The sequence below is a fragment of the Paraburkholderia sp. SIMBA_030 genome (genome assembly GCF_046535245.1).
Classification (GTDB): domain Bacteria; phylum Pseudomonadota; class Gammaproteobacteria; order Burkholderiales; family Burkholderiaceae; genus Paraburkholderia.
The window spans coordinates 155019-166290 of record NZ_JAWRXB010000011.1 but is presented as its reverse complement, the minus strand read 5'-3'; the positions used below and the strand labels follow the sequence as shown (position 1 = coordinate 166290).

Annotated in this window: 11 protein-coding genes; 6 read left to right on the top strand and 5 right to left on the bottom strand. The window is 63.8% G+C overall.

Going from position 1 to position 11272, the window contains the following annotated elements:
- Positions 1-5: 5 nt before the first annotated feature.
- Positions 6-317: a high-potential iron-sulfur protein gene (locus SB772_RS20350; RefSeq protein ID WP_410835010.1), complete on the bottom strand. Its 312-nt coding sequence runs from the start codon at positions 315-317 to the stop codon at positions 6-8.
- Between the two features lie 17 nt (positions 318-334).
- Positions 335-664, bottom strand: coding sequence for a hypothetical protein (locus SB772_RS20345; RefSeq protein ID WP_410835009.1), 330 nt, complete (start codon positions 662-664; stop codon positions 335-337).
- 395 nt (positions 665-1059) lie between these two features.
- On the opposite strand from SB772_RS20345, the gene SB772_RS20340 reads away from it, so the two are divergent.
- Both SB772_RS20340 and SB772_RS20335 read left to right on the top strand, forming a co-directional pair.
- On the top strand, positions 1060-1251 hold the full coding sequence (locus SB772_RS20340) for a DUF3008 family protein (protein ID WP_410835008.1): 192 nt from the start codon (positions 1060-1062) through the stop codon (positions 1249-1251).
- 133 nt (positions 1252-1384) lie between these two features.
- Positions 1385-1810 carry a CBS domain-containing protein gene (locus SB772_RS20335; RefSeq protein WP_410835007.1) on the top strand — a complete coding sequence of 142 codons (426 nt, stop codon included), beginning with the start codon at positions 1385-1387 and terminating at the stop codon, positions 1808-1810.
- A gap of 85 nt (positions 1811-1895) precedes the next feature.
- On the opposite strand, the gene SB772_RS20330 is transcribed toward SB772_RS20335, so the two are convergent.
- Complete coding sequence (locus SB772_RS20330; RefSeq protein WP_410835006.1) at positions 1896-6038, bottom strand: CheR family methyltransferase; 4143 nt, start codon at positions 6036-6038, stop codon at positions 1896-1898.
- A gap of 468 nt (positions 6039-6506) precedes the next feature.
- Between SB772_RS20330 and SB772_RS20325 the strand changes: the two genes are divergently transcribed.
- Entirely contained in the window at positions 6507-6686 is a 180-nt protein-coding gene (locus SB772_RS20325; RefSeq protein ID WP_410835005.1) for a hypothetical protein, read from the top strand.
- Here the strand turns inward: SB772_RS20325 and SB772_RS20320 are convergent.
- Positions 6680-6811, bottom strand: a complete 132-nt coding sequence (locus tag SB772_RS20320; protein ID WP_410835004.1) for a hypothetical protein — start codon at positions 6809-6811, stop codon at positions 6680-6682. The two genes, SB772_RS20325 and SB772_RS20320, sit on opposite strands and share 7 nt — an antisense overlap.
- A gap of 59 nt (positions 6812-6870) precedes the next feature.
- Between SB772_RS20320 and SB772_RS20315 the strand changes: the two genes are divergently transcribed.
- The 3 genes from SB772_RS20315 to SB772_RS20305 all read left to right on the top strand — a co-directional run bounded on the left by SB772_RS20315 (position 6871) and on the right by SB772_RS20305 (position 9865).
- Complete coding sequence (locus tag SB772_RS20315; protein ID WP_410835003.1) at positions 6871-7263, top strand: VOC family protein; 393 nt, start codon at positions 6871-6873, stop codon at positions 7261-7263.
- Between the two features lie 2 nt (positions 7264-7265).
- Positions 7266-9047 carry a SulP family inorganic anion transporter gene (locus SB772_RS20310; protein ID WP_410835002.1) on the top strand — a complete coding sequence of 594 codons (1782 nt, stop codon included), beginning with the start codon at positions 7266-7268 and terminating at the stop codon, positions 9045-9047.
- 437 nt (positions 9048-9484) lie between these two features.
- On the top strand, positions 9485-9865 hold the full coding sequence (locus SB772_RS20305) for a DUF3022 domain-containing protein (protein ID WP_410835001.1): 381 nt from the start codon (positions 9485-9487) through the stop codon (positions 9863-9865).
- A 74-nt stretch (positions 9866-9939) separates the two neighbouring features.
- Here the strand turns inward: SB772_RS20305 and SB772_RS20300 are convergent, their stop codons facing one another.
- Positions 9940-11259, bottom strand: a complete 1320-nt coding sequence (locus SB772_RS20300; RefSeq protein WP_410835000.1) for a cation:proton antiporter — start codon at positions 11257-11259, stop codon at positions 9940-9942.
- Positions 11260-11272: the final 13 nt, after the last annotated feature.

Sequence of the window (11272 nt, the reverse complement as noted above, 5' to 3'; positions counted from 1 at the left end):
CCGACTCAGGCTTTTTTCACGTATGCGCTACACCATCCCTTTGCATTGACCAGCTTGCCGCCAAAGGTCGTGCAGGGACCCGTCATATCGCCTGACTTGCCCTGGAAGAACTGACAGTTGGCGCATGTCTGACCGGCCTGGTATTTCGGAAATTTTGCCTTGTCTACACGAGCGGCGTCCGTTTTGTAACCGAGCCCCTGTGCGGTGGGATCGCTTTCGGAGAGCACGGGGGCGTCCGCGCGTGATTCCTGGTTAAACAGGGCGCTCGAAGCGAGCGAAGCGGCGAATATCATGAAACGACGACGATAGGTTCGCATGGGAGGCTCCTTTTTCGTCACGGATAAAAGCATGCATCCAGAACCCATGGCAGCGCGATCAGCCGATTCACTGTTTCAGCGAGTACGTCGGCAGATACAGCTACGTACGTAAGGGTCACCTCCTCGAAGCCGTGACGGCGATCGATACGGACCCGAACATGGTCGGCATGTCGCGTCTCACGGCCAAGCGCCTGCCAGACGGCGACGATTCTCAGGCCGTGCGAGGCTGCTCGCACCGTGAGGCGGTAAGGTGCCGTCTCACGGGCGCCGTGCCGTGCAGACATCACCTGTATGACAGGATCGTCCGGTGACATCCTGATTTGCGCGTCGGTCGGTTCCGCACCCATGGTGAACTCCGAAGTGAGCGTGGCAGTCATGGATGCTGAGACCCGGCGGAGCGGGCGAGTCGCCCTTTCATCCAGTTCACCAGTCCTCCGCACAACACGGTAGAAGCGGCCGGTTTCGCAATCAATTTTTACGCGTCAATGCAAGTTATACACGGGCGCGATCGGTCGTGAGTGCGGCACGTACAGCGCCGACTTGTCGCTTCAAAATGCTAGCATCAACCATTCCAGCAACCCGGCTGTCGGTCGTCGCTGCGGCGACGACGTGACGCAATGACCTGTACGACCTGTACGCGCACGAGACCGCCGGGGCACGACAGTTGCTGGAAGGAGGTTTGTCCGCGGCAGACTGCCAGCGGATCGATGGCTAGTCTTTTTAGCTCGCAGTGGAGGGTCAAATGCCTGCGAAATCGAAAGCACAACAGATGGCTGCCGGCATGGCGCTGGCCGTGAAGAAAGGGGAGAAGCCGGAAGCAGAACTTAAGGGCGCTGCGAAATCGATGTATGAGTCGATGAGCAAAGAACAGCTTGAAGAGTTCGCAACGACTAGCCGGAGCGGCAAGCCAGTCCATAAGTCAAAATCGGAATAAAAGAGTCTGCCACGCGTGCGGCCCGTAATCCGGTAGCGGCAGGCAATTCTGTTTTCAAATAGCTGCGCCGATCCAGGGGCAACCGTGAAGGCTCGTCCGGGATGTGCCGCGCAAATCTGTCTGGGAGAGTGTGATGGTTGCCGTATCTGAAGTCATGACAAGAGATCCCGTCAAGCTGGCGCCTGCCGACAGCATGCAGCGTGCGGCGGAATTGATGCACGCCTTTGATGTCGGCGCGATCCCCGTGTGTGATTCGAATGTGCTGATCGGCATGGTGACCGACCGGGATGTCCTGTTTCGTGGCGTTTCGCAGGGAAAGAGCGCGCATACCGTCGTGAGCGAAGTGTACACGCGCAACGTCAAGCGCTGCTACGAGTACGACGACGTGGAGGCCGTTCGCGAGACGATGCAAGCGGAGCAGATCAGTCGCGTGCCGGTCGTGAACGGCGACCAGGAATTGGTGGGTATCGTCTCGCTCGGCGACCTCGTCACGCAGGCAGACAACGATGCAGGTGAGGCGCCTGGACAGATGTCGGCGGCCTCCGGGCGGGCTCGCTGACACGCGGCGAATTGCCGGACCTACTCGGAAATACGCGCATTCTCGGCGCGATGCGGCGCGTACCGCGCGAGGCAGTCGAGCCCCTTTATCGCGCCGACCGGATTTGGGCGATCGCGGCAAGCAGCGCGTGCAGCGACACCGGTTTCCCCAGATGCGCGTCGAAACCCGCCTGCAGCGCATCGGTCGCATCCTTCTGCCGCCCGAATCCAGTCAGCGCGATGGCCGGGACGGTTGCCGTCTGGGGAAGTTTTCGCAATTCGGCGATGAGTTCATAACCGCTCATGCCGGGCATGCCGATGTCCGACAGGATCAGGTCGAATTCCGTCCCCTTCGCGGCGTCGAGCGCGGCTTTGCCGCTCAGTTCGGCCCGGACCTGTGCACCTTCCATTTCCAGCAGTGCCCGGAAACCCTCGAGCCCTTCTGCAGAATCGTCGACGAGCAGGACCCGCAATCCCCGCAGGCTGCTCGCATCGACGGCAGTGCGCGGGGACGGCGAGGGTGACGCGGGCGCGACGTCGGGCAACTTAAGGCAGAAACGCGCGCCTCGTCCAATTCCTTCGGAAAAGGCGTCGATCCGGCCGCCGTGCATCTCCACCAGTTGCCTGACCAGCGACAGGCCAATACCCAGTCCGCCGCGCTCGCGGCTCGGGCCGGTATGGGCCTGGCTGAACATGTCAAACACGCGAGGCAGAAAGTCCGGAGCAATGCCCTGTCCCGTGTCGGTCACATCGACGCTCACGTACCCGTTGCCATGGGCGACGGTCACATCGACCTTTCCTCCCGACGGGGTGAATTTCAACGCGTTGCGGATCACATTCCAGAGTATCTGTTCGAGGCGCACGGCATCCGCCTGGATCGGGATGGACGTGTCGACGCCTGAAACGGACAACGTAATCCCACTGGCGGCAGCATCGACCGTGCTTGCATCGATCACGGCGCGCACGGTGGCCGCGATATCGACCGGCGCCAGGTGAAGCGCAAGTTTTCCCGTGCGCGCCCGCGACAGGTCGAGCAGGTCGTCGATGATCTTCGCCTGCCCCACGACCGTGCGCAGAATGACATCGGCCGCATCCTGGACGAGCGGCACTTCCCGGAACTCCGCCGCGCGGGCCAACATCTCGGCCTTGACGTGAATCAGGTTCAGCGGATTCTTGAGCTCGTGCGAGAGCACCGCAAAAAATTCATCCTTCTGCCGGTTGGCCAGCTCCGCCCGCTCGCGCACCCGCCGTTCGAGTTCAAGCTGAACCATCTGCCTGCTTTCAACGCTTTTACGGTCGGTGAGATCGCGTGCGATCTTGGCGAACCCCTTGAAGTTCGGCGTCTCGATCGGCGTCATCACGCCGCTGCAATAGATTCGCCTGCCGTCCTTGCGCACATGCCACCGCTCATCGTCCGCCCGCCCTGATTTTGCGGCCTCGGTGCGCTCGGCGAGCGGCGCCCCCTGTGCCCGGTCTTCGGCCGAGAAGATCAGATCGAGCGGCTGGCCGAGCACTTCTTGTTCCTCATAGCCGAACACGTTCTGCGCACCCTTGTTCCAGCTCACGATCGTGCCGTTCAGGTCCTGCACGATGATCGCGTAGTCGTTGGTGGTGAGCGCCGCGAACTTCAGCCGCTCTTCGCTTGCCTGTGCCGACGCTTCCGCCCGTCGACGCGCCGTGATGTCGATGAGCGTGAGCACCGCGCCGTCGATGCGGTCATCGAGCGTCCGGTAAGGCGTGAGCCGCGCGATGAACCACTGGCCGTCACGCGTGCTGACTTCCCGTTCGGTCAACTTCAGCGTTTCGAATGCTGCCGCGGCGTCCTGCGCCAGTTGGGGATAGTTCAGGCGGTGCGTCAAATCCAGTAACGGCCGGCCGACGTCCGTCGGGATAATGTTGAAGATGGCGACCGCGGGTGCCGTAAAGCGCTTGATGCGCATGGCCCGGTCCACAAAGATGGTTGCAATGCCGGTCGACGCGATCAGATTCTGCAGGTCGTCGTTCGCCTTGGCCTCATCCTCGACCTTCGTCTGCAGCTCGGCGTTGACCGTGACCAGTTCCTCGTTGACGGACTGCAGTTCTTCCTTGCTGGTTTCGAGTTCCTCCGTCGCCGAGCGCAACTCCTCGTTGATCGCCTGCAACTCCTCGTTTGATGCCTTCAGCTCCTCGTTCGATACGTTCGACTGCTCGATAGTGGACTGCAGCAATTCCTTTGTGCGGTGTAACTCGTTCTCGAGGTGCGTGATGACGGGATTGTGGTCGGCGAGGCGGCCGGCCTCCGGGCTTTCCTGGTTGCCGGTATCGTAAAACTCGTCAAAAAATACCGCGATCACGTCGCTCCCGGCTGCGTCGTCGTGGAACGGGTGCACCGTCATGTTGACGTACGAGCAGGCATCGCCGTGCGAAAGCCGCACGTGCTCCACCTTGACACTGCCGCCGTGCTGCAGCACCTGGAACAGCGCGGTTCTCAACTCGAGGCGCAGGTCCGGATTGATCACCCGGAGCAGGTTGTGCGACGGCTCTCCGCCCACGTACCGCAGGAAGCGGCCGGCCTGTTCGGACATGTGCAGGATTTCCGCCTCGCGATCGACCAGAATGCTGGGCGCGGCATAGTGCTCGATCACCCGCTGATGCAGAGGGGCAAATGAAACACTGGCGGCCCGCCGCAGCGGTTTCGCAACGTGGACCGTCGAGAGTTGCGCCGCCCGGCCGGCGACCAGCAGCGACGGCGCGACCCGGGTGCCGCTCGTGACAGGCAGTGCGCGATAGATCCGGTTTTTTTTGTCGACTGCGGAAAACAGGTCTTCCGCAATTTCCGCAGATTCGGAACTGCCCAGAAACAGATACCCGCCAGGCTGTAGCGCGAAGTGAAACGTCTGCAGCACCTGGCGCTGGACGGTGCGATCGAGATAGATGAGCAGATTGCGGCACGACACCAGGTCGAGCTGGGAGAACGGTGGATCGCGCAGGATATTGTGCGCGGCGAACAGCACCTTTTCACGCAACGGCTTGTTGACGGCATAGCCGCTGCGGGAGTGCGTAAAAAACTGCTGCAGCCGCGCGCGCGGGACATCGGTCAGGATCGATTCCGGATAGTGGCCGGCCCGGGCCACTTCGATCGCCCGCTCGTCAATGTCGGTGGCGAACACCTGGACGCCACCCGCTTTCGTACCGTCGGCGAGTTCCTGGCAGAGCAGGATCGCGACGGAATAGGCTTCTTCACCTGTGGAGCAGCCGGCTACCCACGCGCGAACCTGCTTCTCACGCGATCCGTCGCAGATGCGGGGGATGACCTCCCGCTCGAGCGCCTCGAACGCCTCGTGGTCGCGAAAGAAATTCGTCACGCCAATCAGCATGTCCCTGAGCAGGGGCGGCGTTTCGTCGGTATGCCTGCCGAGGAACCGTTCGTAGGCTGGCAGATCGGGCAGGGCATTGACCTGCAGGCGCCGCTCGATGCGTCGCAGCACGGTCGCGCGCTTGTAATGCCGGAAGTCATGACCGGTCCGCAAGCGCAGTGTCGTCAGGATTTCCTGCAAGGCGTGTTCAGCGGTTTCGTTTGCATCGGCAGACGGCGCCACGACAGCTGAATCCGTGTCGGCGGCCGGCAACTGGATGGTCCGGGCATTCGCCCACAGTTCGATCAGTTTTTGCGGCAGCTCGAGGACCGGCAGCGTGATATCCACGAGGCCGCTCGCGAGCGCGCTTTGCGGCATCTCGGGATATTCCGCGTCCTCGGGACTTTGCGCCAGGGTGATACCACCGCACTCCTTGATGCGACCGATGCCGACGGTTCCGTCGCTGCCGGTTCCCGACAGGATGATGCTGATGGCGCGGGAACCGTGGACCTCCGCGAGACTGCGGAAAAACCTGTCGATGGCGACCGGACGTCCAGCATCGCGTTCAGCGTGCGTCACCCGCAGATAACCGTCGCTCATCGACAGATCGTTTGACGGCGAGATCAGGTAGATATGATTCTTCTCGATGCGCGTCGGCTCGCGCACCTCCGAGACCGGCATCGCGGTCACCCGCTGGATCACGTCGTCGGCGCGGCTCTCGTGCCGGGGCGACAGGTGAAGCACGACCACAAACGCCATGCCGGCGTCCTGGGGCATCTGTTCGAAGAAGCGCAGGAGCGCCTGGATACCGCCGGCCGATGCCCCCATGCCCACCACCGGAAAGTCCAGCGGGGCGGGCACAGTCTGGGCGGCGTCGGGGCGCCCAGGGGCGGAGGGTGGTGCGTCGGTGTTCATTAAACGATTGCTGGCTAGGGGTGGCATCGACGCGGGTCGCGCCGCGTTGGCAGTGAGTGATCAGGGTGGCGGCGCTCAGACCGATAGCGTACGCCGGGACTCATCGGAAGGAAAGGATCAGACTGCTCGAATAGACGAGGCTGTACGGCTTTCGGGCGGGCCATCGAGTTCGCGGGCCAATCGGCCATTGCATGGATCGACGAACGCGACAATAGCGTCGCCAGCAAGGAGGCTGCTCTGCCGCTCGCACATTGAACTCACGGCAGAATCGGACCGTAAGAAGCGCGCGGTTCGACGAACTGTCGCACGATTGGCCCTGCCTGGCCCCGATTGGCGCCACGATTGCGTGTGACGCCCCTGACTGATCCAGCAGGCACGGTCCGTGCGTAAACCCGGCGAGGGAGAGCAATTCGCGCGACATTGCCGTTTCACGGCATGGCAAGGCGGTGATCTTCAGGGGGAAACGTCATGGAATCGATCTTGAAATATGTGTTCGTCGTCGTGGCGGCCATACTGCTCGCGGCAGGAACGACGGCGTGCAAGCGTGCTGACAATAGCAGCGAAAGCAGTGCCGGCATGAGCGGCGGCGCGACCAGCAGCAGCGCAGCGCCGGCGATGGGGCATCCGGCATCGGGCGCCAGTCAGTAGCCGACCGTCGGCGCGCCGCATCGTCGCGCGCCGGTCTCTTTGGATGGCCGCGGCATGCCGCGATTGAATTCGCGCGAGTTCGCCGCGGCCGTCGTTGCAAAGCTTGCCGGCAGGTCGGTAGACATTTCATCCGCCTGATCGCATGTCTGAGCGGTATTACACGACCGTTGATTGGAGATGCCCCGTGAAGCTTGGATACACGATCCTGTATGTCGAATCCGTCACCGACACCATCGCCTTCTATGAAAAAGCATTTGGCCTTGAGCGCGGGATGGTGGCCGACACCGGCGAGTACGGCGAACTCAGAACGGGCGAGACGAAACTGGCCTTCGCCGCCAATGGCATTGTCGAAGGGTTGACCGGCGTTCCCTTCGAAGCGGCGGCTCCTACAAAGGCCGCACCACCGCTGGAGCTCGGACTGGTGACCGATGATGTGGCGTCGATGTTTAACCGCGCTGTCACCGCCGGTGCGGTTCTGGTCAAACGGCCCGAGAAGAAGCCCTGGGGCCAGGTAGTTAGCTATGTCCGCGACAACAACGGGTTCCTGGTGGAGATTTGCTCGCCAATGGCTGATTGAGTATGGCGGCTGACGAAAAATCCGTGGCCTGCCGAACGCCGCCGTCCGCGAGACCGGACGCCGTCCCCCGCGGACTGGCCCGTTGGGTCCCGGCCCTGAGCTGGGTGAAGGCGTACCGGCTTGCCTGGCTGCCGCACGACGTAGCCGCCGGCGTGACGCTCAGTGCGGTCCTCGTGCCAGCGGGGATGGCGTATGCGGAAGCTGCGGGCCTGCCGGCCGCATCCGGCTTGTACGCGTCGCTCGCGGCGCTGGTCACGTATGCGCTGTTCGGTCCGAGCCGCATCCTCGTGTTGGGACCGGATTCAGCCCTGGTCGCGCTGATTGCGGCGACCGTCATGCCGCTCGCACGCGACGGCGGGGCGCACGCCGTCATCCTCGCCGGGGCGCTCGCGCAGCTGTCGGGGGCGATCTGCGCTGCGGTCGGTCTGCTGAAGCTCGGCTTCGTCGCGGATCTGCTCTCGACGCCGATCCGTCATGGCTATCTGAACGGCATCATGCTGACGATCGTGCTCAGCCAGCTGCCGAAGCTGCTTGGTTTTTCCGTACACGGCGAAACGTTCGTGCTGCAGGTGCGCGAACTGGCGGACGGTGTACTCGCGGGCCGGACCAACCTTGCCGCGATGACGATCGGCGCGCTATCTCTCGCCGCGATCCTCGGATGCCGGCGCTGGGCGCCGAAAGCGCCGGGTGTCCTGATTGCGGTTGCCGCGGCGACCATCGCCACCGCGCTCCTCAATCTCGCCTCGAGCGCGGGCGTGGCCGTGGTCGGCACGTTGCCGCGCGGCCTGCCGGCACCGCACATTGCGCTGCCTGTGCTGCACGAGTGGCTGGCGCTGACAGCGACGGCCGCCGCCATCGCGCTCGTCTCGTTCACCGACGTCAGCATGCTGTCGCAGACCTACGGATTACGCGGCGGTGTGCCCGCTGACCGTAACCAGGAATGCGTCGCGCTCGGCATCGCGAATATCGCTGCCGCGCTGTTTCAGGGGTTTCCGGTCAGCGCCAGCGGCTCGCGCACGCCGGTCGCCGAAGCCGCCGGGGCGAAGACCCAGGGCACCGGTCTCGTCGCCGCGCTGATGGTGGCGATCTTGCTGCTGTTCCTGCCGCAGGCGCTGCACGATACGCCGCAAGCGGCGCTTGCGGCGGTCGTGGTGGCGGCGTCGCTGGCGCTGCTCGAAACCCGCGGGATGCTGCGGCTTTACCGGCTACGGCGAGGCGAGCTGGCGCAAGCGCTTGTATGCTTCTTCGGGGTTGTGCTATCCGGCGTGGTGACAGGCGTCGGCATCGCGCTGGGGCTTGCTGTGCTGATGTTCCTGTGGCGTGCCTGGCGACCCTATTCAGCGGTGCTGGGCCGGGTCGACGGCGTGAAGGGCTACCACGATATCTCGCGGCACCCTGACGCGCGCCGCATCCCGGGCCTCGTGCTGCTGCGCTGGGACGCGCCGCTGTTCTTCGCGAATGCGCAGATCTTTCGTGAGCGCGTGTTGCGCGCGCTGCGCGACGCGCCCACGGCGACGCGCTGGATCGTGATTGCCGCCGAGCCGGTCACCGATATCGACATCACCGCGGCCGACATGCTCATGCAGCTCGACGAAGAACTCGACGCGCTGCAAGTGCAGTTATGTTTCGCGGAGCTGAAGGGCCCAGTCAAGGACAGTCTGAAACGCTACGGAATCTTCGAGCGGATCGGCGGCCACTATTTCATGCCGACAGTGGGCCGCGCGGTCGGCGAGTACCTCGAAGCGCATCCCGTCGAATGGCACGACTGGGAAGACGACGCATGACCTCGGGAACATAAGCGGGACGGCGCTTGCAGACGCGCCTGCAGTCAGCGTGCACTGCAGGCACGAGCGATGCGACGCACACTATCGAGGCGCGTGAGCGGTGTCGATTGTGATATCCGCGTCCGTATAAAAGGGCGCTCCTGAATATTCCCGTGGCAAGCACGACCCCGCCGGGCGCGCATCGCAAAACGGGTGAAGCGTGTGGAGAGCGCGATGCGAGGCCGATGGGCGAAAATTCTTCTCCTCGCTGCGATTGTCATTTCGTGTGATGCGTGCTCGCGCAAGGACGATAGCGGCATCGCTGTTCCCGGTCGGCATGGCGGCAACGGCAGCGGTGCTTCATCGCCGACGACGGGTGCGCGGCAATGGGTTCTGGCCCGGCGATCCGGCGCAGATGTCAATACGCGCGCAACCGCGAAGCTACAGGAGGAACGGCCATGAGTCCGGTTGACAGGGAGCAACGGATCGAAGAGATCGAATTGGGGTTGGCGAAATTGTTCGCATCGCCCAAGCCGCCCGCCGTACGAAGTTACGCGGAAGGCTCGAGTCTTTATCTTCATCTGTCGTGGATTGTCGCGTCGACCGGCGACACGTCGCTAGATTCGCGTTGCGTCGTCGCGCTCAGGTTCTCCGCGCAGCAGATCGATCGCTACGGCGCAATGGAAACGGCAAAACGCAACGCGTTTCGGGAACGACTCGGGTCTTTCGTCCGGCGACGCTTTGACGAGCAGTACAACTTACCACCGCGGCAAGGCGACTGCTCGGTCGAACTCGATGTCGATGACGCGCTTTTTGAAGGGCAGGACGGCTCATCCTGAGAGCGCCCATGCCTGTCGCCAGCATGCCGACGGCGCCACCGGCGGCGCTATCCGTTGCGCGGCGCGCCGCCGGCTCAACGCGCCGCGCCGCGCAGACGCTGATACCAATTCATCAGCGGCGTTGCCGAGATGCCGTGCACGACCACTGAAGCGGTCACCACCGCCAGCGCGATCGGCACGAGGGGCAGCACGTCGGCGCGCGGGCCGTATTCGAGCGCGTACGCGAGGTAGTAAAACGAGCCGATCCCGCGGATGCCGAACCAGCTCATCAAGCGCCGTTGCGCATGCGAGGCCTGCGATCCGACGAGCGACGCTTCGACCGCGAGCGGTCGCACAAGCACAAACAATGCGACGATGAGGGCGGCGCTCGACCAGGTGAACAGCGGTACGGGTAGCGTCGAAAGGACGTTGCCGATGATCATCATGGTGGCCATCTCGGCGATCCGTTCGAGTTCGATCGTGAAGCCCAACACCGATTCGGCCATATACGCGTGCGCTTTCTCCGGATGGGCGGCGGTCGCTTCGATATCTCCGGGATCGACGGCGCCGATCGCGGCGGGCGGCGAACGCTCGCCGCTCGCCCGGTGTTCGGCCCGGCGCATCGCGACACCTGCCGCGAACACGGCGAGGAACCCGAACGTGTGGAGCAGTTGCGCGGCGCCGTACGAGAGTTCGATCAACCCAAGCGCGAAGAAACCTTCGAGGCCGAGGGCCTGCGCATGACGGGTACGCAGCCAGGCCACCGCATGCATAGTCGTCCAGCTCATCAGCGCGCCCACGGCGATTGCGCCGGCGATGCCCCATGCCGTCATGCCCAGAAAACCGGCGGAGAACACGTGCTGTGCGTCCGCTCGTGCGTTTGGACACAGCGCGAGCCCGGCAAGCACGAACGGCAGCGCGACGCCATCGTTCAAGCCGCCTTCGCCGGAGAGCGCGAAGCGCACGCGGTCCAGATCGCTGGAGTGGCGCACCTGCACGTCGTGCGCGAGCACCGGGTCGGTCGGCGCGAGAATGGCGGCAAGCAGCAGCGACGGTCCCCAGCCAAGATGCAAGATGCCGACGCCAGCCAGGGTCAGGAGCGGCACCGTGACGATCATCGCGAGGAATCCGAGCCGCAGCGGCAAGCCCCACAACGAGTCGAATACCGGCACCCTCAGCCTCAGGCCGATCGCGAACAGCGACACGAGCAGCGCGACCTGGGTGAGGATGCGCAACATGCCGGCATCGTGCGGGAGGGCGAGTGCAAGCAATCCGATTCCCGTGGGGCCGAGCGCGAAGCCGGCAGCCAGATAGAACATCGCGGTGCTGCAAGGCAGGCGCTCGACCATCGAACTCGCAATACCCATTGCCACGAAGATGCCGCCGACGATGAGGAACCATTCTGTCTCGTGCATGCTGCGTGCGCTT